Source organism: Corallococcus sp. RDP092CA (assembly GCF_041903675.1).
Taxonomy (GTDB): domain Bacteria; phylum Myxococcota; class Myxococcia; order Myxococcales; family Myxococcaceae; genus Corallococcus.
In genome coordinates this window covers 22399-47018 of sequence record NZ_JAYESI010000044.1, presented here as the reverse complement: position 1 = coordinate 47018, position 24620 = coordinate 22399, and the positions used below count along the sequence as shown (strand labels likewise).

The 24620-nt window shown below is 69.8% G+C and carries 16 protein-coding genes; 4 read left to right on the top strand and 12 right to left on the bottom strand.

Translation table 11 applies throughout. The annotated features are described in order from the left end of the window. Positions 1-16: 16 nt before the first annotated feature. The gene (locus U8525_RS31595; protein ID WP_374270437.1) at positions 17-880 is read right to left on the bottom strand and encodes an energy transducer TonB; all 864 of its coding nucleotides are present in this window, start codon (positions 878-880) and stop codon (positions 17-19) included. A 272-nt stretch (positions 881-1152) separates the two neighbouring features. Here U8525_RS31595 and U8525_RS31590 point away from each other — a divergent pair, with 272 nt between their 5' ends. From U8525_RS31590 to U8525_RS31580, 3 genes are all read left to right on the top strand, one after another. Continuing rightward, positions 1153-1581 (top strand): hypothetical protein, encoded by a 429-nt coding sequence (locus U8525_RS31590; RefSeq protein ID WP_374270436.1) that lies wholly within the window; start codon positions 1153-1155, stop codon positions 1579-1581. A gap of 389 nt (positions 1582-1970) precedes the next feature. Continuing rightward, on the top strand, positions 1971-4028 hold the full coding sequence (locus U8525_RS31585; RefSeq protein ID WP_374270435.1) for a cation:proton antiporter: 2058 nt from the start codon (positions 1971-1973) through the stop codon (positions 4026-4028). Between the two features lie 84 nt (positions 4029-4112). Continuing rightward, a complete protein-coding gene (locus tag U8525_RS31580; RefSeq protein ID WP_374270434.1) occupies positions 4113-4658 on the top strand; it encodes a hypothetical protein in 546 nt (181 codons plus the stop codon). Between the two features lie 30 nt (positions 4659-4688). On the opposite strand, the gene U8525_RS31575 is transcribed toward U8525_RS31580, so the two are convergent. The 3 genes from U8525_RS31575 to U8525_RS31565 all read right to left on the bottom strand — a co-directional run bounded on the left by U8525_RS31575 (position 4689) and on the right by U8525_RS31565 (position 9086). After that, positions 4689-5348, bottom strand: coding sequence for a cysteine hydrolase family protein (locus tag U8525_RS31575; RefSeq protein ID WP_374270433.1), 660 nt, complete (start codon positions 5346-5348; stop codon positions 4689-4691). A gap of 162 nt (positions 5349-5510) precedes the next feature. Beyond that, complete coding sequence (locus U8525_RS31570) at positions 5511-8054, bottom strand: PQQ-dependent sugar dehydrogenase (protein WP_374270432.1); 2544 nt, start codon at positions 8052-8054, stop codon at positions 5511-5513. A 39-nt stretch (positions 8055-8093) separates the two neighbouring features. Then, complete coding sequence (locus U8525_RS31565) at positions 8094-9086, bottom strand: WD40 repeat domain-containing protein (RefSeq protein ID WP_374270431.1); 993 nt, start codon at positions 9084-9086, stop codon at positions 8094-8096. Between the two features lie 184 nt (positions 9087-9270). Between U8525_RS31565 and U8525_RS31560 the strand changes: the two genes are divergently transcribed. After that, on the top strand, positions 9271-9909 hold the full coding sequence (locus U8525_RS31560; RefSeq protein ID WP_374270430.1) for an SRPBCC family protein: 639 nt from the start codon (positions 9271-9273) through the stop codon (positions 9907-9909). Between the two features lie 353 nt (positions 9910-10262). On the opposite strand, the gene U8525_RS31555 is transcribed toward U8525_RS31560, so the two are convergent. The 8 genes from U8525_RS31555 to U8525_RS31520 form a co-directional block, all read right to left on the bottom strand. After that, complete coding sequence (locus tag U8525_RS31555; RefSeq protein ID WP_374270429.1) at positions 10263-14759, bottom strand: discoidin domain-containing protein; 4497 nt, start codon at positions 14757-14759, stop codon at positions 10263-10265. 219 nt (positions 14760-14978) lie between these two features. Next, complete coding sequence (locus U8525_RS31550) at positions 14979-15650, bottom strand: putative glycoside hydrolase (RefSeq protein ID WP_374270428.1); 672 nt, start codon at positions 15648-15650, stop codon at positions 14979-14981. Next, positions 15647-16201 carry a hypothetical protein gene (locus U8525_RS31545; RefSeq protein ID WP_374270427.1) on the bottom strand — a complete coding sequence of 185 codons (555 nt, stop codon included), beginning with the start codon at positions 16199-16201 and terminating at the stop codon, positions 15647-15649. Before U8525_RS31545 ends, U8525_RS31550 begins: the two co-directional genes overlap by 4 nt. A gap of 13 nt (positions 16202-16214) precedes the next feature. Beyond that, complete coding sequence (locus tag U8525_RS31540; RefSeq protein WP_374270426.1) at positions 16215-19532, bottom strand: glycoside hydrolase family 2 TIM barrel-domain containing protein; 3318 nt, start codon at positions 19530-19532, stop codon at positions 16215-16217. After that, on the bottom strand, positions 19529-20899 hold the full coding sequence (locus U8525_RS31535; RefSeq protein ID WP_374270425.1) for a GH1 family beta-glucosidase: 1371 nt from the start codon (positions 20897-20899) through the stop codon (positions 19529-19531). The genes U8525_RS31540 and U8525_RS31535 overlap by 4 nt, the downstream gene beginning before the upstream one ends. Beyond that, positions 20880-21875 (bottom strand): ABC transporter ATP-binding protein, encoded by a 996-nt coding sequence (locus tag U8525_RS31530; RefSeq protein ID WP_374270424.1) that lies wholly within the window; start codon positions 21873-21875, stop codon positions 20880-20882. Before U8525_RS31530 ends, U8525_RS31535 begins: the two co-directional genes overlap by 20 nt. Continuing rightward, positions 21872-23644 (bottom strand): dipeptide/oligopeptide/nickel ABC transporter permease/ATP-binding protein, encoded by a 1773-nt coding sequence (locus U8525_RS31525; protein ID WP_374270423.1) that lies wholly within the window; start codon positions 23642-23644, stop codon positions 21872-21874. The genes U8525_RS31530 and U8525_RS31525 overlap by 4 nt, the downstream gene beginning before the upstream one ends. Then, entirely contained in the window at positions 23637-24620 is a 984-nt protein-coding gene (locus U8525_RS31520) for an ABC transporter permease (RefSeq protein WP_374270422.1), read from the bottom strand. The genes U8525_RS31525 and U8525_RS31520 overlap by 8 nt, the downstream gene beginning before the upstream one ends.

Below are 24620 nucleotides of genomic sequence, written 5' to 3'. Positions count from 1 at the left end.
CGGGGCTGCGAAGGGACTACCTCAGGGCGAACTTCACCGGGATCACGACCTTCACGCGCACGGGCGCGCCGTCGTGTCCCAGGGCCGGCGAGAAGCGCCAGCCCGCGACGGACTCGAGCGCGGCCTCGTCCAGGCCCGGCACCGAGCGCTGGATGCGCGGCGAGCCCGGCTCCACCTCGCCGTCCGTGCCGATGACCACCATCACCATCACCACGCCGGAGATTCCGTCCTCGCGGGCGCGGCGCGGATACTCCGGCTTGCCGGACAGCAGCACCGGCAGCTTCATCACCTCGCGCGGCGTATAGATGGGCGGCGCGGTGCCCTGCCCGCCGACCTTGCCGCCCACGATTCCGCCCACCACGCCACCGACGACGCCACCGACCGCGCCTTCCGGCACGCCCGGCCCCGCGGGCGCCTCCGACACGACCGAGGCCACCTCCGTCGCGGGCGGGGTCTCCACCTGCTCCGCCGGCGTCTCCTGCACCGGCTCCGGCACCTTCGCGGGCATCACCAGCTCCCGGTGCTTCGGGCGAGGCTTCTGCACCACCGCCTTCACGGGCTCCGCGGCCTGCTTCACCGAGCCACCGCCCAGGGGCGGCGGAGGCGGCGCGTACGCCATCAGCACCAGCTCCGGCTCCGGCTTCTTGACCTCGGGCGGCGGGCGGTTCGACACCATCACCCCGACTGCCACCGCCAGCACGTGCGCCGCGGCAGCGGTCAGCAGGGCCCCACTCCAGCGACCCCACCCCGCCTCCGCCGACGCGGTCGCCGACTGGAACAGCCCCACCGGACTCCGCGCCGGATCCACACGGGTGGTCGCAGCCTGAGGCAGCGTCGGGCCAGCCCCCAATCCGTCGTCGAAGTTGAGAATGGTTCGCATTTTCGGTTGCTGAAAGGGGATATCCCCTGGCGGGTGGCAACGTCAATGTGGAGTGGTGCTGAAATCACCCGCCTGCGTCATCGGATGACAGTTTCATCGCCAAGGGCGCGATTTTCCGAGGTGCGTGAGAACCCCGCTGCGTATAAAGCCCTTCCGCCGATACAGACTTTTGTCGGCGACGGACTGTCGCATCCCGTGCGACACGCTTAGCCCCCCAACCCATGACGCCGGCCCCTCCACACACCGGGCGTGAAGCCCCCCGCCCCTCCAGGATGGCCCTGGCGGCGGTCGTGTGCGCGGCGGTGGTCGCCGGGTTCCTGGGGCTGGTGGAGCGCCCAGCGGGGCCGTTCCACAAGGCCGGCCTGGAGGCGGCGGCGTCCCGGACCCACAAGGCATCGCGCGCGCCTTCCAGCCTGAAGCCGGAGTGGGAGGAAGCGGGGCTGCTGCACGGGTCCCACGTGGGCGCGCCGCGGCCGGGCTCGCGCGATCAGGTGGATGGTGGCGGTGCCGGGCTCCGGTCCCCGCCCCCTTACACCCCCAGGCTGGACACCCTGCGCGCGTTGCTCGCGCGCTATGACGCGGGAGTGCTGGCGCGGGCCCAGGGCCTGCTTGCCCGGGCGCTCCCCAGCCGGCTCACGCCGCTGGCGGACCGCCCCCGGACGGTGAACTGCCCGGCGCAGGGCCCCCCCGTCCAGGGCTGAGCGGTCCTTTCCCCTCTTCTTCGTTCACGGGCCCATGCCCGCTGCGTCCCGGTGTGAGCTCCAGAGACCTGGCAGGCGGGCCCTCCTCCCACGCAACCCTTCCCAGCCGCGGCGCGCCTTCCCGCGGCCGCGCGAGGCCTCCTTCCATGTCTTCGTCCCCGTCCCCCACCGAGCCCACTCCCCCCCAGCCGCAGGGGGGCGCCACCCACGACCAGTGGCAGGGCGCGCGCCTGTTGTGGAGTGGCCTGTTGTGCCTGGTCATCATCGGCGGAGCCATCGCCCTCGAGCGATGCGGCTGAGCCCGCCCTAACTTCCTCCTGTGGATCCGGCCCCGCGCAGCGCGGGCGGGGCCGGGCAACGCGAGCCCATCACCTCCCAAGGCGCCTCCCATGCACGACGCCCACGCCTTCCTCCAAGCTCTCGCCACCGTCCTCTGTGTCGCGGCGGTCACCACGGTCCTCTTCCAGCGCCTGCGCCAGCCGGTGGTGCTGGGCTACATCCTCGCGGGCTTCATCATCGGGCCGCACGTCCCCATCCCCCTGGTGGCGGACCCGGGCATCGTGCAGACGCTGTCGGAGCTGGGCGTCATCCTGCTGATGTTCTCCCTGGGGCTGGAGTTCAGCCTGCGCCGGCTCTTCCAGGTGGGGCCCACGGCGGGGCTCACCGCCGTCATCCAGTGCAGCGTGATGGTGTGGCTGGGCTTCATCACCGGCCGCGCCTTCGGCTGGACGATGCTGGAGAGCCTGTTCACCGGCTGCTGCATCGCCATCTCCAGCACCACCATCATCGCCAAGGCGTTCGACGAGCAGAACATCCGGGGCGCGCTCCGGAGCATCGTGGTGGGCATCCTCATCGTGGAGGACCTCATCGGCATCCTGCTGATGGCCATGCTCACCGCGGTGTCCAGCGGCACCGGCCTGTCCGCCGGGGACCTGGCCTTCACCGTGGGCCGGCTGGCGGCGTTCCTCGCGGGCCTGGTGGGCATCGGCCTGTTCGTCGTACCCCGCGTGGTGCGCGCCATCACGAAGCTCCAGCGGCCGGAGACGACGCTCGTCACGAGCATCGGCATCTGCTTCGCGGGCGCGCTGCTGGCGCAGTCGTTCGGCTACTCGGTGGCGCTGGGCGCGTTCCTCGCGGGCTCGCTGGTGGCCGAGTCCGGCGAGGGCAAGGAGATCGAGCACCTGGTGCAGCCGGTGCGCGACCTGTTCGGCGCGGTGTTCTTCGTGTCCGTGGGCATGCTCATCGACCCGGCGCTCATCCGTGAGCACTGGCTGGCCATCGCGGTGCTCACCGGCGTGGTCGTCCTGGGGAAGATCCTCAGCGTGTCGGTGGGCGCGTTCTTCACGGGCAACGGCACGCGCACGTCCGTGCAGGCGGGCCTGAGCCTGTCCCAGATTGGCGAGTTCTCCTTCATCATCGCGGGCCTGGGCCTGTCCCTGAAGGCGACGGGCATGTTCCTCTACCCGGTGGCGGTGGCCGTGTCGGCCATCACCACGCTGACGACGCCGTGGCTCATCCGCGCGTCCGGGCCCATCGCCAACTGGGTGGACCGCAAGCTGCCGGCGCCGCTGCAGACGTTCGCTTCGCTCTACGGTAGCTGGGTGGAGAACCTGCGCACGTCGCCACGCCAGAAGACGGTGGGCGCGCGCGTGCGGCGCATGGCGCTCCTGATGCTGCTGGACGCGGCGCTCATCACCATCATCGTCATTGGCACGTCGGTGCTGCTGCCCCAGGTCACGGAGTTCATCGACGAGCGCATGGGCTGGGGCAAGACGCTGACGCCCTGGATCGTCATCGGCCTGTCCGTGGCGCTGGCCCTGCCCTTCTGCGTGGGCATCGTGCGGATGGGGCGGCGGCTGGGCGTGGTGCTGGCGGAGGGCGCGCTGCCGGCGGCCGCCAACGGAAAGGTGGACCTGGCGGCGGCGCCGCGCCGGGTGCTGGTGGTGGCGCTCCAACTGGCCAGCGTCTTCATGGTGGGCGTGCCGGTGGTGGCCATCACCCAGCCGTTCCTGCCGGGCGTGCCGGGCGCGATGCTGCTGCTGGTGTCCCTGGGCGTGATGGGCTTCGCCTTCTGGAAGAGCGCCACGCACCTGCAGGGGCACATGCGCGCGGGCGCGCAGGTCATCGTGGAGGCGCTCGCGGCCCAGTCCCACGCCAAGGGTGACGAGGACGAGCCTCCCAAGGACGTCCTCCATGGCGTGCGCCAGCTGCTGCCCGGCATCGGAGAACCGGAGTCGGTGGCGCTCGGCGAGTCCAGCGCGGCGGTGGGCCGGACCCTGGCGGAGCTCAACCTGCGTGGCATGACGGGGGCCACGGTGCTGGCCATCCGCCGGGGCGACGCGGGCGTCCTGGTGCCCACCGCCCAGGAGGTGCTGCGCGCGGGCGACATCCTGGCGCTCGCGGGCACCCACGAGGCCATCGACGCGGCGAAGGGCGTGCTCAGCTGAGGCGAGGCCCCGGATGCAATGGGGGACGCGGACGCCCGTAGCAAGGGCATGCCGCTCCCCTTCCGCGTCCCGGAGGTCTCCGCCATGCGCCGTCCCTTCCTGCCCATGATGCTCCTCGCCTGCTCGCTGGCCGTGCCGGCCCTGGCGGCGGAACCCGCGAAGCAGGCGCCGGCCAAGGCTCACGCCAAGGCCATCTGCGTCAACGTCAAGGACGGGAGCAAGGCGGTCCAGGGGACGAACCTGGTCGTCGAGCCCGGGGAGAAGATCCACGACGCGGTCGCGGTGGACGGCGACGTCATCGTGAAGAAGGGCGCGGTGGTGGACAACGACGTGGTGTCCATCCGGGGGCGCGTCATCCTGGAGCCCGGCGCGAAGGTGAAGGGCGACGTGGTGTCCATTGGCGGTGAGGTGCGGGTGCCCGCGGGCGCGCACGTGGACGGGAACGCGGCGGCGCTCGGCGGCAAGCTGCACCTGGACAAGAAGGAGGACGTGGGCGGCGAACAGGTCAGCCTCTCCCTCGTCTTCAATGGCGATGACCTGGTGAAGGAGTTCGTCGGCAAGGCGCTCGACGAGGATGCGGGCGCGTGCCACATCCTCGATGACGATGATGACGACGACAAGGACGTCTGAGCCGTCCTCCCACGCATCAGGCCACCGCCATCACTTCCATTCCGGCGGGGGCCTGGGCGTGGCGCGGCGGCGTGAGCGGGGTGGCAGGTGGACCTCGTCGGCCCGGCGGACGCGCACGCCCAGGAAGCGCTGGAGCTGATCCAGGGCCAGGTCATGGTCCTTGTCGCTCTCCGCGCAGCAGCAGTCGCTGAGCACGGTGATCTTGAACTCGTGCATGTGCGCGTCGTGGGCGCTGAAGAAGACGCACAGGTTGGTGGCGATGCCCGCGAGCAGCAGCTTCTTCGTGCCCAGGTGCTCCAGCAGGGGCACCAGTGACGTGGCGAAGAAGGCCGAGTGCTTGGGCTTGAGGATGAAGTAGTCGTCCGGCCGGGGCTTGAGCGCGCGGGCGACCCGCTGGCCACGGCTGTCCTTCCGGGTGCAGTGCTTGTAGACGTCCGTGAAGCTGCTGCGCCAGAGGTCGAAGTTGTCGTTGGCGTAGATGACCGGGACACCGGCCTTGCGCATCCGCTCAGCGAAGGGGCCCAGGCGCTCCACCATGCGCAGCGCCCAGGGCAGGACGTTCTCCCCGCCTGGGAACTCCAGGTCGTTGATGACGTCGATGATGAGCAACGCCGTGTCGTGTCGCCGCTCGTGCGGCGCGCGTGAATGCTTCCGGACCGCCTGGCGCGGCTTCGCCACGTCCACCTCCATGAATGGACGGTAATCATCCTCCGGTGGGGTTGCGGAGCCCCGCCACGGAGACGTTCGCGGGCCGCCAACATCGCCCCGGTGCGGCGCGCGGCGGACGGGCCTTTCTGTCGCCGTCCCCCAGGAACAGCGGGGCCCCGGGCGGCGAACATCCACGCTGTTGGCTCAGGGCCTGCCGGTTCGGAACCTCTGGCGCTTCCAGATGAGTCCCGCCAGGAGCCACCACCCCAGGACGCTCGGAAGCGCGGTGGCGCCAGCACTGCAGCCACCGGATTCATCCTCCCTGGGGTCCGGCGCCGTGCCGGCGTCGTGCGCGGAGCCCGCGTCCGCGACGGTTCCTCCGTCCATCCCGGTCCCCGCGTCTTCGACGGTGCCGGCGTCTGCTCCGGCTCCCGCATCCGCGACGTTGCCCCCATCCGCTTCAGTGCCAGCGTCCGTGGCTTCCGGCAGTTGGACCTGGAGCTGGAACGTCTGGACTGCATCCGGTGACTGCCCATTGCTCGCGCGCACGGAGACGGTCACGGTCGCCTCGGTCGCTGGCGTCCAGGACAGACGCCCACTTGCAGGGTCCAACGTCATGCCTTGTGGCCCCTGCACCAGCACGAGCGATGGCACGGGCCGCCCGGTCGCCGCGACGGTGTACGCATAGGGCGCTCCCACGGTCGCCTGTGTCACGGGCACGGAGGTGATTGCTGGCACCCCGGCCACGTCTCTCGCGATGACAGTGACCGTCCGCGCGGCGAGTCCCGGCGCGGACACCGTCAGCACGGCCACGTCGTCCTCACTGTCGGTGTCCCGCGCGGTCGCGAACGTGACGGTCTTCGCCGCGGTGCCGTCCTCGGGCATGAAGGTCAGGGATGCGCCGGCGGTGACGCTCACGTCCTCGCTCCCCGACGTATGTGCCACGGAGACCGTCACGGGAGACGTCGGCACATACGCAAGGGCGACGGTGAAGGTGCCTCCCATCCCCTCGTCCAGTTCGAACGGGGTGGAGGGAGAAATCTGGAGCGCCTGGATTTCATCCTCCTCGGTACGCGCGTGGATCTCCACGCCGGGCACGCCCTCCGGAAAGCCCTGGTCCAGGGTGATGAAGAACGTGGCGTGGTCGATGTCCGCGTCCGCGTCCTGGAGCGCGCTGAGGGTGACGAACTGCGGGACGCTCCAGTTGGTCGCGTCGAAGAGGAGGGATTGCCCGTCGGTCACCCGGATGTCCGAGTCCTCGTCTCGCCGCTCGATGGCCACATACGTCGGCGTGGAGGGCGGCATGGCCAGGGAGACCGTGAACGTCTTCGATCCGCCCTCCGGGATGACCAGGTCCTGCGTGGAGACAAGCACCCCCTGCCCGACGGGCAAGGGGGTGACCCGGTAGACCGCGCCGTTGAAGGAGAGGACATACAGCGCGCCATCCGGGCCCACTGCGACGTCAGTGAACATCGCACGGTCGGTGTAGTTCACCACCAGGGACACCCTGGCCACGGTGCCGTCGGGAGCGAGGACGACGCGGAAGACGTTTCCCTTGAAGTCCGCGAAGAAATAGTTCCCCTGATACTCCTGAGGGAAGAGCGCGCCCTCGTAGAACACGCCGCCAACGACGGCGTCACCCATGGCGTCTGTCTTCAGCCCACCACCGCCGCTCATGGCATCCGGACCGGGCTGGTCCACGGTGAAAGACAGCGGCGTCGGAAAGCCGGTGATGTAACCGACACCGTTGAAGCTGGGGTCTGCCACGTCTCGGAGATGAACCTTCTTGCCCTTGCGCAGAGAGGAGACGGGATAGGCGCCCTCCACGGTGAAGGTCGCGACCCCGTCCTTGCGCACGGCGCCGGTCGCCTTGAAGTCGTATTGCTCCCAGAAGCCTGGCGTGTACGCGACAAGGGGTGCCAGGAAGCCGTCGGGCTGATTGTTCTCATACTGCCACCACCCCGCATGGTCGCCCATCCCTACCCGGAAGATCTGCTCGGCGGCCTCTCCGGCGACGTTGACCCAGAGCTTTCCGGTTCCAGGCTCGAAGCGGATCCGGAAGGGATTGCGGAAGCCCCGAGCCCAGATGAGGTCGTTGTTCGCGCCCTCTCCGTCGTAGAACGGGTTGTCGGTGGGAACGGTCCCGTCCTTGTGGACGCGGAGGATCTTTGAAGACAGCTCGCTCAGATCATCGTTGCCACCCGCGTGGATGTCTCTGTCTCCTACTCCAAAATACAGAAGCCCATCCGGGCCGAAGTCCAGTCCTCCACCGTTGTGGGTCGTGCCCGAAGGGATGTTGTCGACGATGACGGTTCGATTGACGCCGGCACCGCCGACCTCCGTGAACCGGAGGATCTGCGCGATGAATCGGGTAATCCCCCCCACGTCGATGTTTGGCTGGCTGGCGAAGACATAGACGTAGTGGTTGGTCGCGTAGTCCGGGTCGAAGACCAGGCTCTGGAGTCCCTGCTCCCCACTCGTTGCCACTGCCTCGTCAATGAACGGTGTGGGCAGGAGTTGCCCGTTCTGGATGACGCGGACCTTGCCTCCCTTGAGCACCACGAAGAGGCGGTTGGACCCATCCGGTGCCCAGATCAGTCCAGACGCCTCCTGGAGCTCCTCCTTCTCGATGAAACTCGTGACCTCGACGCCATAAGCGCCCGAGGGTGGCGATGGGATATGGGTCTGTGCCTGGGCAGCGATGGCTGAAAGGCATGCCAGGACAAACAGGCAAGGAGATGAGCGCATGACAGACACGCTAGCATCATTGCCCCCCAGGGACCGTCCTCATCCCAGACGCAATTCCTGGGGACGAGGTTTCACACCCCAGATGCCTACCTTTCCGTCATCCAGGCCCCAGCTCACGAAGCGTCCGTCGGGAGAGAAGTTCGCGGTGCTGCCCTGCTGGTCATCCAGGTCCGAGTAGCCAAAGACATGCTGCCCGTCGCGAACATCGATGATGGCGAACGCGCTCGTGTCAGGGCTGGCCGCCAGCAGGGATCCCGCTGGATTGAACTCCAGATGCAGGGCGAACGACGCAGGGGCCTTGAGGCTTCGCGCGATGTCCAGCGCGGGCAAGGCCAGGAACAGCAGCTCCCCCGAGGACGTCGCGGCGACCAGGTGATCTCCGGACGGGGTGAAGGCCACGGCCCAGGTCCGCCTCGCATCGAAAGCCCGGGTCGCGATGCGCCGTCCGGTCCGTGCGTCCCAGAGGCGGACGGACGCACGGGTGGCGGCGTCCTGTAGATCCTCCGCGGCTCCCACGGCGGCGAACGCGCCGTCGGAGGAGAGGGCGCAGCCATGGACCTGCCAGGGGTCTTCCTTCCGCCAGACGAGCCAGCGCCGCTCCAGGTCCCAGAGCAGCACGCGGCCCACGCTCGCCACGAGCAGCAGACGCGTCCCATCCGCGGACAGGGATGCATGCGAGATGGAGCCGCCTGTCTCCACCGTGGACAGCAGTCGGCCGTCGGCGACGGACCACGTCTGAAGGGTGCCCCGCACCGTCACCGACAACAGCCGCTGGGAGTCCGGCAGGAACCACGCGGCGACGCAGCCCGGGATGGCCTTCGCGGCGTGCGGCTGAGCCGTCTCCGCATGCAGGTCCCACCAACGCAGCGAGACGCCGCCCTGCTTCTGGACCGACAGCAGGTAGCGCGACGACGCATCCCACGCCAGCCACTGCCACCGCGAATACGGTGACAGCTCCGGCTCCCCCAGCGTCCGCAGCAGGGACAAGTGTCTCGCGGTAGCAGCGTCCAGTTGCGGGGAAGGCGTGATCATGGTGCGTGTCCAGAGAGGACGCTTAGCCGCTCACGCTCGGGGCTTGAAGCGGTTTCGGAGGAAGAACCAGCGATGACCGCTCCGCACGCTGCGTCAAGGTCGAGCGCCCAGGGGGCTTGAGCCGGGCCGAACAGGCGGCCTAAGACGCGAGCGCCCTGCCCCGGGCTCCCGTTCCGAGGACTTCATGTTCAAGAAGATTGCCATTGGTGTCGTCGCCGTGCTGGTGCTGTTCGCAGGCTTCGTCGCCACCCGCCCCGATACCTTCACCGTCACGCGCTCCGCCACCGTGCCGGGCTCGCCCGACATCGCGTTCGGCCTGGTCAATGACTTCCACCAGTGGAGCCGGTGGTCTCCCTGGGACAACGTCGACCCGAACCTGAAGCGGACCTTTGGCGGCGCGGAGTCGGGCGTCGGCGCCACCTATGCGTGGACGGGCAACGATGACGTGGGCGAGGGCCAGATGACCATCCAGGAGGCCTCGGCCAACGAGTCCATCCGCGTCAAGCTCGAGTTCATCAAGCCCTTCGCTTCCACCAGCACCACCACCTTCACGTTCAAGCCCGCCGACGATGGAACCACCGTCAACTGGACCATGACCGGCGATCACAACCTCATCAGCAAGGCGATGTGCCTGTTCATGGACATGGACAAGATGGTGGGCAAGGACTTCGAGAAGGGCCTCGCCAGCATGAAGACCGCCGCCCAGGCCGAGGTCACCCAGCGCGCCGAGGCCGAAGCCGCTCGCAAGGCCGCCGAAGCCAGGGCCGCCGAGCAAGCCGCGCCCGCGGAAGGCACGCCCGCCGTCGCCACGCCCGCCCCGTAGTCCACGGCCGCGACCTCGCGCCCACACGGATCGTTGACTGGTTCGTGACCCTCTACAGGCTGAAGCGCTTGAGGGCGCTCGATGACCCGGCGCCCTTTCGTGCGTTCGATGTCGCGTCGGCGCTCGAAAAGCCTTTCGCTGTCGCGCATGTGAAGGACCTGCTGAGAAGGCGGACCTCCTGTTCCGCGCGACGGCCGCGTTCCACCATCCGACGCTCGTCGCACAGACCGCCAAGGACAACCTGGAGCATCGGCTTCGAGCGATCGTCAAGCTGCTGCTTCGCGGAATGACGTCAAGCGGAAGAGGGGCGGCCCTTGCTCCGGCCGCCCCTCCCCTCACCTCAAGGGATCCCCCTACTTCGTGAAGGTGATGGGCCCGGAGGACAGCGTGGTGTTGTTCGCGCCGTCCACCGCGCGCACGCGCCACGTGTGCGAGCCCGCGGTCAGACCGTTCAGCGTCGTCTGCTCCGTGCCCACGCCGTACACCTCGAACTCCCACAGCGAGTAGCCATACGCCGTCGCGCGCTGCACGCCGCGCATGCGCACGTAGCGGCCCACGCCGGCCACCGTCCAGTCGTCGATGCCGCCGTCGCCGGTGTCCACCGTCTTCAGCGCCGTCCAGGTGGCGTTGTCCAGCGACGCCTCCAGGACGTAGCGGCGGCCGTACGCGGCCTCCCAGTTCAGCACGATGCGCTTGAGCGAGTAGATGGCCCCCAGGTCGACGGTGATGGACTCCGTGTCACCCGTCGTCGCCGTGCCCACGCTGGACCAGCGCGTCGCCAGGCTGCCGTCCACCGCGTCGTTCGCGCTGCCGAACTCCACGGACGTGGCGTAGGCATTCTTCCCCAGCGCCAGGTTCGTCCCCGTCGGCACCGGCGTGCTGCGCAGGATGGACGGGCTGCGGTCCGCGCCGTCCACGATGAGGACGTACTCCGCCACGCCCGCGCCCACGTCCGTCGTCTGCTCCCAGATGAAGCGCGTGGACGTCCCCGGCACCGACTGGCCGGCCGATGGCGACAGCGCCGCGAACGCCGCCGGCGGCGTCGTGTCGTTCAGCGTGAAGGTGAACGTCGAGGACTGCGTCACGCCGTTCGCCCAGTTGAACGCCTTCACGAACCAGGTGTGCGTCCCGTTCGCCAGCTTCAGCCCGTCCAGCGCCGCCGTCGGCGTCTTCGTGATGGCCACCGGCATCGCGCCACCATCGAGGAACACCTCGTAGCGCTGGATGCCCGTCTGCGGATCGCTGCTCGCGGACCAGGTGAACGCCGGACGCGTGCCGGTGATCACCAGGTTGTTCGCGGGTGTGAGCAGGTTGAACGCCACGGGCGGCGTGGCGTCCGTCAGGCCGAAGCCCTGGATGCCGGAGCCGTACTGGTACAGCGGGTTGCCGTAGGTGGGCGGCACCGGCAGGCCCGCAGCGATCTTCTGGCGGATGGCCGCGCGCTCCGCGTCCGTCGCGCCCAGGTCGAACGGCAGGTCCCACTTCTCCAACTGGTCGTTCTCCACGTCCGTGCCGATCTGGCTCATGGCGCGCGGCAGCTGCCACGGCGTCTTGCCGCGCGGCAGCACGTCGCCGAACAGCACGTCCGCCACCGCGTATCCACCCATGTCGCCCGGGCGGTACGCCAGCATCAGCGCGTTGGCCAGGGGCACCACGTTCGTCAGCACGTAGGGCCGGGGGCTGATGACCACCACCGTCGTGGGGATGCCGCGCGACTTGAAGCTGTTGATGACGCCGTACTGGTCGCCCCACTTCGCGTCGTGGGCCGGGCCAATCGGGTCGCCCGGCAGGTAAGGCTTCTCCTTGTCCCATTCCGTGCCGTGGGTGAAGTAGCTCTCCCCCACCACCACGATGGCCGCGTCCGGTGTCACGCCGGCGGGGGCATCGTCCTTGTAGACCGTGAGCCCCGCGGCCTCCGCGCGCGCCTTCACCGCCGCGTAGATGGTCGGGTCGCCGAACTCGTTGCCGTGGAAGTCCGAGCGCCAGGTCACCATGCAGGACATGTCGTCCGCGCGAGGGCCCGCGATGACCAGCTTGCCGCCCGCCGGCAGGCGGATGGGCAGCGCGCCGTCGTTCTTCAGCAGCGTCATGGCCTCCTGGGCCGCGCGGCGCACCGCCGCCTTGCTGTCCGCGGTGTGCCACTGGGACGTGCCGGCCGGGCCCTGCTTGTACGGGTCCTCGAAGATGCCCAGGCGGAACTTCAGGTCCAGGATGCGGCGCACGGAGTCGTTGATGCGCTCGACCGGGACCTCGTTCTCGAAGTTGGCCATGGCCTGCGGCGTCGCGCCGCCCATCACGTCCGAACCCGCCGTCGCGGAGCGCACCCACGAGCCCGACGGCAGCCAGTCCGAGCAGATGACGCCGGTGTACTTCAGCTGGTTGCGCAGGTAGTTGAGGATGCCCGGGTTGTCACCCGCACCGTAGCCCTCCGGCCCCAGCAGCCAGCTGCCCGCGTAGCCCGGCATGATGCCGCTGGTGCCCGCCTCGATGGCCGCGTGCCACGGACGCATGTGGTAGTGGATGGTGGTGCCGTCGTAGGTGATGCCCGCCTCGCCGCCGGCGCCCTGCCCCGGCCAGTGCTTCGTCGTCACCCAGATGGAGCTCGGGTTCACCTCGGGGCCGCCCTGGAGGCCCGCGATGAGCGCGCGGGTGATGCCCGCCGCCAGGTCCGCGTCCTCGCCGTTGCCCTCCTGGATGCGCGGATAGAGGACCTTGGTGTTCACCTCCGCCAGCGGCGACAGCGTCCCGCGGCTGCCGATGGCCAGCTGCTCGCGGCGCTGGATGTCGCCCATCTCGTAGATGGTGTCCAGGTCGCGGCTGGCCGCCAGCGCCGGCTGCGTGGGCCAGCTCGTCTTGTAGCCGTGGATGGTGTCACCCGCGTCGATGTGCGGGATGCCCAGGCGCGTGGCCGCGGACGCCTTCTGGAACAGGGGGATGTCCGTGGGCGACAGGGGCCCCATCTGGAAGCCCGCCTCCGGGTACGTCTTGGCGTCGTAGAACATCTGGAGCGCCTTCTCGTGCAGGGTCATGCGGCCCAGGAGGTCGTTCACGCGCACGGAGATGGGGTTGTGCCAGTCCTCGTACGGCTCGATCGTCCCGTTCTTGTTCAGGTCGCGCATGCCGTTGATGAGGTTGACGCCGTCCGCCTGCGTCTCCACCACCGGCAGGTACACGCTGAAGTTGCCGACGTCCGAGCGCGACGTGCTGCCGCCCGACAGCGTGGCCACGACGTACCACTTGTAGGTCCAGCGGTCCGGCAGGTCCTCCGTGAAGGTGAAGGACGTGCCCGTCTGCGACGCCACCTGCGTGTACCGGTCCAACAGGCTGCCCGCCGCCATCCAGTCGTAGTCGTTGCGCGTGAGGTTGACGTAGAGCTTGTAGTTCGTCGCCCCCGTCACCGCGGCCCACGACAGCGTGGGACGGCGGGTGTTGGTGACCATCGCGTTGTTCGCCGGTGAGGTCAGGCGGAACGCCCCGGCCACCGGCAGCGGCGCGGGCGCCACGTAGGGGTCCGGGATGATGGTGGGGTCGCGCGGATCCGTGGGGCCAGTGCCCGTGGAGAAGATCTCCACGTTCCAGTCCGCGCCCTGCACCGCCAGCGCCGTGACGGACTGCGCGCGCTGCTGCACGCCGTTCACGTCCACCACCGCCAGGCGGATGTCCGTGTTGGGCTGCGTGGGGGAGAACTGGTTCTTCGACAGCGTCACCGTCGTGTTGGGCGGGAACGTGAGCTGGTAGGTGAAGGGCCCCGGCGGGTTGCGCACGGACGGCGTGGTGTTGCCCTCCTCCGGCACCGGCGTCACCGACAGCGGCGCGGGCGACACGTTGATCTTCGCGTAGGCCAGCTCCGGGAAGTTCAGCTTGATGGTCTGGTTCGTCGTCTGCGTGGGCGGCGGCGTCGTGCCCCCGCTCTGATAGACCTCGAAGGACCACAGCGAATAGCCGTAGCCCGTGCCGCGCTCCGTGCCGCGCATGCGGATGTAGCGGTACGTGCCGGAGACGGGGATCTCCCGGCGGCCGATGGCGCCGTTGGTCACCGTGTTGAGCGTGGTCCAGTTGGCGTCGTCGTTGGAGCCATCAATCGTATACGTCTTGCCGTAGGCGCCCTCCCAGTCCAGCACCACCTTGCCCACGACCTGGGACGAGCCCAGGTCCACGCGGATCCACTGCGGATCCACGCCCTGCGCGGAGGCCCAGCGCGTGTTGATGTCGCCGTCGAACGCGAAGCCCGGCTGGAGCCCCGCGGCGTCCGCCTCCACGCTGGACGCGGTGGCCGGCCGGTTGCGCGCCAGGTCCGTGTTGGTGGGGGGGGGCGTGCCGCCCGTCTCATAGACGGCGAACTCCCACAGCGAATAGCCATACGCGGGCAGCGCGCGGGTGACGCCCTGCATGCGGATGTACCGCCCCGAGGTGCCGGACGGCAGCGTCAGGTCATCCACCGCGCCGTCGCCGGTGTTCACCGTCAGCGCGTCGGTGAAGGTCGCGTTGTTGTTGGAGACCTGGATCTTGTAGACGGTGGCGTATGCCGCCTCCCAGGTGAGCACCACGCGCCCGATGGTGCGCGTCTGGCCCAGGTCCACGGTGATCCATTCGTTCGCGCTGAAGCCGCTGGCCCAGCGCGTGCCACCGTCGCCGTCCACCGCGTACTGGCCCAGGAACGGCCCCTCGGCGGAGGAGGTAGAGGTGGGCTTGTTCAGCGCCAGGTTCGTCTGCGCGCGGGCGTCGGACGCGCCCAGCAGGGACACCACCAGCAGCACCGCCGCGAAGGCCTGCAACAACCAGACGCGCGGTGCCTCAGCGAGACAGGGACTTACGCCCCTGCTTGACAACAGCGAGGAGGACTCAGACATTGGGGGACGACTCCTTGGGTAGGAACACCGAGACACCTGCGTTCGCACGCACCGCCAGGACGCGCGGCGGACGCAAGGGACTTCCCTGCTGGGGGACTGCCTCCCTGCATCGAGAGACACCGCACGCGGGGGCGTGACGGCGCCCTCAGGACAAGGCTGGGGCGCTCCGGCTGCCTGACGGCGACAGCCGGCCCGCCCTTCCTGGCACTGCGTTCCTGCCTAGTTCGCGGTGAAGTACAGGTTGTCGAGCAGGAGGGACTGACCGGTCGTTCCACCCTCGGCCGCGAAGGTGAACGGTGACGAGACGTCGTTGAGCTTCAGGCCCGCCGCGACGAAGTCCGCGACGGGGATGGCCAGGTGGTGCCACTCACCATCGTTCACCCAGCCGTACCCGCTGGCGGCGAGCGGGTTGCCCTTCTCGCTGGTGCCGGTGCCGCTGGACATGCCGATCTTCACGTTGGCGAAGGCGGCATCGGACGACTTCATGCTGACGTGGAGCGTCTTCCACGCGTCGAAGTTGTGCGTCTGCTTCCAGTGCACCCCGAAGCCCATCCACGGCTTGCCGTTCTGCACGATGCGATCCGCGGACCTGCCCTCGATGTGGTCCGGGTCGGACTCCACGTAGACGGTGTTCTCGTAGAGGTAGAAGTTGGAGTCGACGTTGTCGAGGATGATCTCCTGCGAGCGGCCCGTCTCGTAGAAGATGCCCACCATCAGGCGGGCCTCGCCGGCCTCGTAGGGGAACGGCCCGGGCAGCAGCTGCGGATCCGGCTCCGTCCCGCCGTCGGGGTCCAGGTTGCCCGGCAGCTCCTGGCCGGTGTAGTCCGCCGGGCCCGGATCCGGGCGGCAGGCGGCGAGCAGCAGCAACAGTCCCCACACCGGCTTCTTCATGGCTTCACCGCCCGGTCCGCGCCACTGGAGGTCTTCACCATCACCCAGCCGCCCGTCACGGTGCCGCCCAGCTCGACGACGCCCTTGTACGCGGGCGTCACCAGGTCGTAGGCCACCGTGCCGGACGCGTCGTAGGTCACCGCGTCCGGGAAGTTGTCGAGCACGGACTGGTAGGCCTTCACCGCCATCTCGCGCGTCTGCGCCAGGCTGGCCTGATCCGCCCGGCCCCGCTGGTAGATGGCGGCCAGGTTGACGGCCACATAGTACTGCGCCTCGCCATAGGGCCCGTTCGCGAGCACCGTGGCCCACGCGTAGTAGCCCGCCACCGGGTCCCCGCCGGACTGGATCTGCCACTTCGTCTCCGTGCCCACCCCGCCTTGCGCGAAGGGGTTGTTCGGATCATCCAGCACGGAGGTGTTCGGGTAGATGCCCATGGCCGGGTCGGTGACCGTGAAGGTCATCCCCTCCAGTTGCTTGCCGTAGATGATGGTCGGGTCGTCGTAGCAGCCGGACAGCGCGGCCACGGCGGCCAGCAGGAGACCCGTCCTCATGATGCGTGTTCCCTCAGAGAGAAAGGATGGCATACGCGCCCACCTCGTACTCGCGACCCTTCAGGCCCTCGGTGATGCCCCGGTCGTTGAGGCCCTCCGAGTACTCGTTCAGCATGCGCACCAGCCCTCGCAGGCCGAAGCGCGTGGACACCGCGCCCAGCACCGGCTTCTTCAACCCGTAGGACAGGTCGCCGCCCAGCTGGAGCGGGTACGTGAGGTTGAAGACGCGGTGGTAGTCGTAGGGGCCCCAGTCGTTGAAGCGCACCTGGGCCGCCAGCAGCAGCGTGTCGTAGAGCGCGGAGCCGTCCAGGCCGAAGCGGTGGATCTGCCGGCTGTCCTCGCCGGAGGACTGCTGGCTGCCCACGTAGGCCGTGCCGTACAGGCGCAGGCGCTGGGAGGGGTTGCCCACCAGGCGCAGGGACGTCTCCCACTCATCGCGGGCCACCGGCGCGGTGCCGAAGGCGATGGTGCTGCCGTCCGCGAGGATGGCGATGCCCGCGTCGCGCGACGTGGGCTGGTGCCGGTAGACGATGTCCAGGCCCGCCGCGAACGGCGCGTCCTCGCGCATGTCGCGGTCCCACGACCAGAACCAGGTGCCCGGCGTCGGGTCGAAGGTGATGAGCAGCTCGCCGCCCAGCGTCTCGCGGTTGTCCAGCACGCTGAACGCGTCCACCAGCACGCTGCGCGGCTTCACGCCCGCGTAGTACATGCCGGAGCCCGGATCGTAGGTGTCCTGGATGGTGGGGTTCGGCCCGATGAGGGGCTTCTGGTAGAGGACGTTGGGTGACACCTGGATGGAGCCGAACTGCAGCGCCGCGCCCAGCTGGCCCGCGTAGTGGTTGCCGCGGCCGCTCTCGCGCAGGCTCCAGCCGGTGATGATGTTGCCCTGCTCCGGCCCGCTGTCCGCGACGAGGCCGCGGATGGAGGACTGCACCAGCCAGCGCACCGCCCCCATGTCGTAGGTGAGGCGGGCCTTGGCGCCCAGCGTGTCCAGGAACTGCACCTTGTCCTGGAGCACGTCGTAGCCGCTGTTGAGGTAGCTGGGGGCGCCGTCCGGGGCGCTGCGCGTATAGGTGAACGTCTCGCCGATGCGCTGGGGCGCGGAGAGCAGGCCGCCCACGTCCAGCACCAGCTTGCTGGTGGCGTACTGGAAGCCGAGCGCCGTCCTGCGCGCGATGCGCTCGCGCACCACGGAGGCCGTGGAGGACGACGAGCCCTGCGCCAGGTCCTCCTGGTGCACCAGCGTGATGTTCACCGGGCCCACGTTGTTGCGGTACTTCGCCACCACGGAGGGGTTGGCGCCCCAGTACAGCTCCGGACCGACGGCGACCTTCAGGCCGTCCATGGCCTTCTTGCCGCTGAACACCACGCCGAAGGGCGCGTTGCCGTGGTAGATGTCCAGGTTCGGCCCGTAGTTCGCCTCGCGGTAGAGGTTGAAGAAGTCACCCTCCTCGCCCCAGTGGTAGTGGCCGGTGCGGTAGTAGCCCTCCAGCGCGAAGTCCGAGCGGTCGAACTTGAACTCGGCCTGGTACAGGGCGAAGCGATCCAGCGGGGACTGCTCGCGCGCCGGCGCGCCAGGGCCCACGGGGAGCTCGCTCGCGGTGGGCGTGGAGGGCGTGCCGCGGTTCTCGTAGAACAGGTTGTTGAGCCGGTTCTGCGCCACGTTGCCCACGACGTTGAACGACGCGCGGCCGTAGACGCCGCTGGCCGGCTCCACCGCCAGGTCGAAGAAGATGGACTCGGTGTGGTCCGCGGCGCTCTGGTTGGGCCGCACCGTGGCGATGCTTCCGCGCGACAGCGAGCTGTCCAGGAGCAGCCGCAGGTTGGACACCCGCACCGCGCTGAGCTCCTCCGCGCGCGCCAGCGCCACCGACGACGTGTAGCTGCTGGTGAGCGCGGACGGCCGGATGTTGGCGAAGTAGTCGCGGATGACGTCCGGGTTGGTGGTGGGCGCGTACGGGTCCAACCGGAACACGGCCTGGAGGACGTAGTAGGCCGTGCGCGGCTGGATGGCGCTGATGCCGTTGGCGTCCGGCGGGCCCAGCGCCGCGATGCCGAACCACTCCTCGTTCATGTTGTTCTGGCCGGGGACGAAGTCGGACTGGTAGCCCCCGTTGGGCCAGGTCGCGGTGGTGTCGTGGATGGACAGGTTGGACTCCTGGCCGTGCTTCCACCAGCCGTCCACCCACTGGAAGACGAAGCCGCCCAGCGCGTTTCCGGACAGGCCCTGGCCGTAGCCCTCCAGGTAGATCTGCTCCCACTGCGTGCGCAGGTACTCCGCCTGCGCCACGTGGTCCTCGCGGCCTGCCTTCGCGTCGTAGGCGTCCGCGCCGAACTCGGAGAAGAACACCGGCTTGTTCAGCTTGGCCTTCACCTCCGCGAACAGGTCGCGCGCGGTGGGCCCGCGGTAGACGTTCGTGCCCAGCGCGTCCAGGTCCTGGCAGTGCCGGGCGATGAGGTCGATGTACTGGAGGTCGCCGTTGGCGATGGACACGGGGTGGTTCGTGTCGCGCTTCTTCACCGTGCGGGCCGCCTCGCCATAGAGCGAGTAGAGCGACTCCGCGCGCGCCGCGTCCTCGTGGCCCGGCAGGGCTTCGATCTCGAACGACGTCCAGTGCAGGCCGTAGTTGTTCTCGTTGCCCAGCAGCCACATGAGCACGCCGGGCACGTCCCGGTAGAGCTCCACCTTGTCGGCGAGCGCGCCGAGGATGGCCTTGCGGTGCTCCGGGTTCGAGTAGTCGATGTTGACGACCATGACCCCGTTCACCGGGTGGCCATAGCGTCCCATCAGCGGGTTGAGCATCGTGTAGATGCCGTAGTTCCGGTAGATGTACTCGACCCAGGCGGGCGGGATGTCGTCGAACTGGCGGATGGCGTTGATGCCCGCGTCGCGGAGCATCCCCATCTCCTTCGCCAGCACCTGCTTGATGAAGTCCTCCGGCTGCATCCAGAGCGAGTACCGGTAGTTCTCACCGATGGGCGTGTAGCCCCAGTTCACGCCGTGGATGGGGAAGTCCCGCCCGTCCACCTGGAGCTTGAAGCCGCGCTCGTCGTGGATGACCCGCGTCACCGTCGTGCGCCTCGCGTCCGAGGGCGCGGCGGCCTGCACCACCGGGGCATCTGACGCCGCGGGCGTGGCGGGGGCCACCGGCGCCGGCTCTGGTTCAGGCTGCGTCTGCCCGGGCACGGGCGCGGCGGCGTCCACGGGGCCGGCCGAGGGCGGCGGCGCCGAGGGCGGAGACTGGAGGGGTGCGCCCGCGCCGGGCACCTGGGCGAAAGCCTGGGTGCCGCCGCACAGCGCCAGACACGTCGTCAGGAAGAGCTTTCTCAAGCGGCCTGCTCCACGTCCAGGCCGTTGTGGGCCACGACGTCGCGATAGAGGTGGGCGCTGTCCTTCGGGATGCGCTGCTGGGTGGCGTAGTCCACCCACACCAGGCCAAAGCGCTTGGTGTACCCGTAGGCCCACTCGAAGTTGTCCAGCAGCGACCACGCGAAGTACCCGGCCAGCTTCACGCCCTGCGCGATGGCGTCACAGCACGCCTCCAGGTGCCCGCGCAGGTACTCCACGCGCTGCGCGTCGTGCACGCGGCCGTCGGCGCTGGGGGCGGTGGCGTACGCGCAGCCGTTCTCCGTGATGTAGATGGGGCCCGGCTTGTACTCCTGCTCCAGGCGCACCAGCAGGCGCGTGAGGGAGGCCGGGCACACCTCCCAGTCCATGTCCGTCTTGTCCGGCCGCACGAACACGGTGCGCGGCGCGTTCTGCTCCTCCGGGATGCGGGTGCTGCGCAGGACGGCGCGCGAGTAGAAGTTCACGCCCAGGAAGTCGGTGGGCGTGGCGATGGTCTCCAGGTCGCCCGGCTGGATGAAGTCCAGGTGCGGGGACGCGATGCGGCCCGCCTTCACGTGGTCCTCAATCACATCCTTCGGGTAGCCCCGGCCGTGGAGCGGCTCCAGGAACCAGCGGTTGAAGCCGCCGTCGAAGTCGCGCGTGGCGTCCGCGTCCTCGGGGCTGGGCGAGGCGGGCTCGCCCGGCGTGAGGTTGAGGGTGATGCCCACCTCCGCGTGCTTCACGTTGGCGCGCAGCACCTTCACCGCCTGGCCATGCGACACGAGCAGCGTGTGCGCGGCGGCCAGCATCTTGGACCAGTCCTTGTGGCCCGGCGCGTGCTCGCCGTTGCCATAGCCCAGGTAGCTGATGCACCAGGGCTCGTTGTGGGTGATCCACCGCTTCACGCGGTCGCCCAGGGCCCTGCTGATGACGTCCGCGTACTCCACGAAGGCGTCACCGGTGGCGCGCGCGGGCCAGCCGCCCTGGTCCTCCAGCACCTGCGGCAGGTCCCAGTGGTAGAGCGTGACGAAGGGCTCGATGCCGGCCCCCAGCAGCGAGTCCACCAGGCGCGAGTAGAAGTCCACGCCCGGGGTGTTCACCCGGCCCCGGCCCTCCGGGAGGATGCGCGGCCACGCGATGGAGAAGCGGTAGGACTTGAGCCCCATCCAGCGCATCAGCTCGATGTCCTCCGGCCAGCGGCGGTAGTGCTCACAGGCCACCGAGCCGTCGGACCTGTCTTGAATCTTCCCCGGGGTCGCGGCGAAGCGGTCCCAGATGGACTCGCCGCGGCCATCCGCGCGGGTGGCCCCTTCAATCTGATACGCGGAGGTGGCCACGCCCCAGAGGAAGTCAGGAGGAAACTGACGCATCGGCGGTAACTCCTTTCGGAACTTCAAGGTGGCAGCGGACGAGGTGATTCGCGGCCGGGAGGACGTCGGGAGGGCTGAGCGAGGAGCAGCGCGGCTCGGAGACCGGGCAGCGCGGGGCGAAGGGGCAGCCCACGAGCGGCGGCGACTGCGTGGTCGGGCGCACCGGCAGCGCGGCCTGGAGGAAGTCGTCTCCGTCCGGCACCGCGGAGAGCAGCAGCTTCGTGTACGGGTGGCGCGGCTGGCGCAGCACCTCGTCCGCCCTGCCCGCCTCCACCACCGTGCCCGCGTAGAGCACGAGGATGCGGTCGGCCAGGTGGCGCGCGCTCGCCAGGTCGTGGGTGATGAACAGGATGCCGATGCCGCGCTCCTGCGTGAGGCCGCGAAGCAGTTGGAGCACGCCCTTGCGCGTGGACACGTCCAGCATGGACGTGGGCTCGTCCGCGATGATGACCTGCGGCTCCACCGCCAGGGCGCGCGCCACCGCCACGCGCTGACGCTGACCGCCGGACAGCTCGTGCGGGTAGCGCTTCGCGAAGGCCTCGGCGGGCGTCAGCCCCACGGACTCCAGCAGCGACAGCACCCGCGTGCGCAGGCCGGACCTCGGCACCCGGCCGTGGCGCACCAGCGGCCGCTCCAGGTGGTACGCCACCGTGTGCACGGGGTTGAGGGACGCGAACGGATCCTGGAACACCATCTGCACGCGGCCGCGGTAGTCGAGCGACGCCTGCGCGCTGCCGTCCGCGAGCACGTCGCGCCCGGCGAGCCGCAGCCGCCCCGCGTCCGGCACGTCCAGCCGGGCCAGGAGCCGCGCCAGCGTGCTCTTGCCGCTGCCGGACTCGCCCACCAGCGCGACGATCTCCCCCGGCTGGAGGGAGAAGGACACGCCCTTGAGGATGGGCTTGCGCTGGCGGGAGAAGAAGCCTCCCGCCAGGTAGCTGCGCGTGAGCCCTTCCGCCTCCAGGAGGGGCGCGCTCATCGGTGACCTCCGGGGACGGCGGCGACGCGCGTGGACGGCCGCGACACGGACAGCTCCGGCGCCCTCGGCGCCGGCTGGGGCCCGGAGGCCACGTCCTTCGCGGACAGGTGCGGGAACGAGGACAGCAAGAGCTGCGTGTACGGGTGGTGGGCCCCGGCGCGCAGGTTCGCGGACGTGTCCACCTCCACCAGCCTGCCGGCCTGGAGCACGCCCACGCGGTCCGACAGCGCGAGCAACAGCGGCAGGTCATGCGTGATGAAGAGCATGGCGAAGCCCAGCCGCTGCTTGAGCTCCACCATGCGCTGGAGCAGCTCCTTCTGGACCACGACGTCCAGCGCCGTGGTGGGCTCGTCCATGATGATCAGCCGGGGCTCCAGGGCCAGCGCCAGCGCGATGCCCACGCGCTGCCGCATGCCTCCGGACAGCTGGTGCGGCCACGCCGTCACCAGGTCCGGCGACAGCCCCACCATGCCCAGCAGCTCCCTCGCGCGGGCGTAGGACGCGGCGCGCGACACGCTGCCATGCGCCGCGAGCGTGTCGTGGAACTGCTCGCCCAGCGTGAGCACCGGGTTGAGCGCGCTCATGGCGCTCTGGAACACCATGGACACCTGGCGCCAGCGGAACGCGCGCAGGGCCGGGCCCTCCAGCGCGGTGACGTCCATCCCGTTGAAGAGGATGCGCCCCTGCGTGACGCGCGCGGAGGAGGGCAGCAGCCTCAGCAGCGCGGCGCCGATGGTGGACTTGCCGCTGCCGGACTCCCCCGCGAGGCCGAACACCTCGCCGGGCGCCACGTCGAAGGACACCGAGTCCACCACGCGGGAGGCGCCCGTCTCCGTCGCGTAGTCGATGCACACGTCCTGCACGCGCAGGAGCACACCCGGCACCGGCTTCTCCAGGTGCGCGCGCGGCGCGGTGCTCGCGGGCAGCGCCGCCGGCTTGTGGACGCGCAGCGCGGGGTTGGCCAGCTCGTCGATGGCGGAGCTGAGCAGCGTGAGCGCGAAGCCCACGAGCGCGATGCACAGGCCCGTGGGGACGAAGATCCACCAGGAGCGCGTGAGCAGCGCCGCGTCGTTGCTGGCCCAGTAGAGGTTGGTGCCCCACGTCACCGCGCTCACGTCGCCCAGGCCCAGGAACTCCAGGCCCACCTGCGCGCCCACGGCGTAGAGCGTGTTGCCGATGAAGGACGAGCCCACCAGCGCCGCCATGTTGGGCAACAGCTCCCGCGACACGATGCGCGAGTGGCTCTCCCCCGCCACCACCGCCGCGGACACGAAGTCGCGCCCGCGCAGCGCCATCGACTCCGCGCGGAACACGCGCGCGTTCCAGGCCCAGCCGGCCACGGTCAGCACCGCCACCATGCGCAGCGGGCCGGACGGCAGGTACGCGCCCAGCACGATGGCCAGCGGCATGCCGGGGATCACCAGGAACACGTTGGTGGTGAGCGACAGCACGTCGTCCACGCGGCGGCCCAGGTAGCCCGCGGTGATGCCCACCAGCGCGCCGATGAGCGTCACGAGCGCGCCCACCGCGAAGCCCACCGCCAGCGTCTGGCGCGCGCCCACCACCGTCTGCGCGAGCACGTCCTGGCCCTGCCCGGTGGTGCCGAACCAGTGCGCCGCGTCGGGCGGCTGGTGCGGCCGGCCGACGAGCTCCGAGGGGTCCATCACGAGGAAGGGCCCCACCACCGCCAGCAGGAGGAAGAACAGGAGCAGACCGCCCCCCAGCGCCGCCTTCCGGTGGCGGGCGAGCCTTCGCAGGAAGTCACGCATGGGCGCGGGTCCTCGGGTCCAGCCAGAGGCAGAGGAGGTCCACGGCGAAGTTCGCCGCGAGCACCGCCAGGGTGATGACCAGGAACAGCCCCTGCATCAGCGGGTAGTCCTGGTTGCGCACGGCGAGGATGAGCAGGTAGCCCGTGCCCGGATAGGAGAAGACGATCTCCGTGAGCAGCGAACCGGACAGAACGAAGCCCACCGCCATGCCGAAGCTGGTGACGTTGGGCAGCAGCGCGTTGCGGGCCGCGTAGCGGAGCATCACCTGCCGGGGCGGCAGGCCGCGCGCGTGCGCCAGCCGGATGGAGTCCGTGCCCAGCGTGGCCACCATCGTGTTGCGCATGCCCAGCATCCACCCGCCCAGCGTGGCCACCACGATGGAGGACGCGGGCAGCACCGCGTGGCGGGCCACGTCCGCGGCGAACGCGAACGACAGCCCCGGCTCCATGTCGTGCCCGTAGGCGTGGCGCAGCGGGAACCACCCCAGCACGAAGCCGAAGAGGTACAGCGCCAGCATCGCCAGCCAGAAGTACGGAAAGGCCCCCAGGAACGCGAGCGCGGGCGCCAGCCCCGAGTCCAGCCACCCGCCCCGGTTCCACGCGGCGAGCACGCCCAGGAAGGACCCCACCACGAAGCTGATGATGACCGCCACGCCGGCCAGCCCCACCGTCCACATCAGGCCCGTGCCAATCACCTCCGACACGCGCGAGGGGAAGTACGCGTAGGACATGCCCAGGTCGCCCTGCGCCAGGTGCTTCAGGTACGTGAAGTACTGGGCGTACAGCGGCGCGTCCGTGAAGCCGAAGGCGGCCCTGAGCGCGCCCATGGCCTCCGGCGCGACCTTGCCCTCGAAGCGCGCGAACATGGCCGCGGCCGGGTCGCCGGGGGCCAGGCGCGGGATCACGAAGTTGAGCGTGAGCGAGGCCCACGCGGCGATGAGGTAGAAGCCCAGTCGCCGGAGGATGTAGCGGCCCAT

What these genes read in the sequence shown, in the direction of transcription:
- U8525_RS31595 (WP_374270437.1), bottom strand. Translation starts at nt 880, where the DNA reads ATGCGAACCATTCTCAACTTCGACGACGGATTGGGGGCTGGCCCGACG.
- U8525_RS31590 (WP_374270436.1), top strand. Translation starts at nt 1,153, where the DNA reads ATGGCCCTGGCGGCGGTCGTGTGCGCGGCGGTGGTCGCCGGGTTCCTG.
- U8525_RS31585 (WP_374270435.1), top strand. Translation starts at nt 1,971, where the DNA reads ATGCACGACGCCCACGCCTTCCTCCAAGCTCTCGCCACCGTCCTCTGT.
- U8525_RS31580 (WP_374270434.1), top strand. Translation starts at nt 4,113, where the DNA reads ATGCGCCGTCCCTTCCTGCCCATGATGCTCCTCGCCTGCTCGCTGGCC.
- U8525_RS31575 (WP_374270433.1), bottom strand. Translation starts at nt 5,348, where the DNA reads ATGGAGGTGGACGTGGCGAAGCCGCGCCAGGCGGTCCGGAAGCATTCA.
- U8525_RS31570 (WP_374270432.1), bottom strand. Translation starts at nt 8,054, where the DNA reads ATGCGCTCATCTCCTTGCCTGTTTGTCCTGGCATGCCTTTCAGCCATC.
- U8525_RS31565 (WP_374270431.1), bottom strand. Translation starts at nt 9,086, where the DNA reads ATGATCACGCCTTCCCCGCAACTGGACGCTGCTACCGCGAGACACTTG.
- U8525_RS31560 (WP_374270430.1), top strand. Translation starts at nt 9,271, where the DNA reads ATGTTCAAGAAGATTGCCATTGGTGTCGTCGCCGTGCTGGTGCTGTTC.
- U8525_RS31555 (WP_374270429.1), bottom strand. Translation starts at nt 14,759, where the DNA reads ATGTCTGAGTCCTCCTCGCTGTTGTCAAGCAGGGGCGTAAGTCCCTGT.
- U8525_RS31550 (WP_374270428.1), bottom strand. Translation starts at nt 15,650, where the DNA reads ATGAAGAAGCCGGTGTGGGGACTGTTGCTGCTGCTCGCCGCCTGCCGC.
- U8525_RS31545 (WP_374270427.1), bottom strand. Translation starts at nt 16,201, where the DNA reads ATGAGGACGGGTCTCCTGCTGGCCGCCGTGGCCGCGCTGTCCGGCTGC.
- U8525_RS31535 (WP_374270425.1), bottom strand. Translation starts at nt 20,899, where the DNA reads ATGCGTCAGTTTCCTCCTGACTTCCTCTGGGGCGTGGCCACCTCCGCG.
- U8525_RS31530 (WP_374270424.1), bottom strand. Translation starts at nt 21,875, where the DNA reads ATGAGCGCGCCCCTCCTGGAGGCGGAAGGGCTCACGCGCAGCTACCTG.
- U8525_RS31525 (WP_374270423.1), bottom strand. Translation starts at nt 23,644, where the DNA reads ATGCGTGACTTCCTGCGAAGGCTCGCCCGCCACCGGAAGGCGGCGCTG.
- U8525_RS31520 (WP_374270422.1), bottom strand. Translation starts at nt 24,620, where the DNA reads ATGGGCCGCTACATCCTCCGGCGACTGGGCTTCTACCTCATCGCCGCG.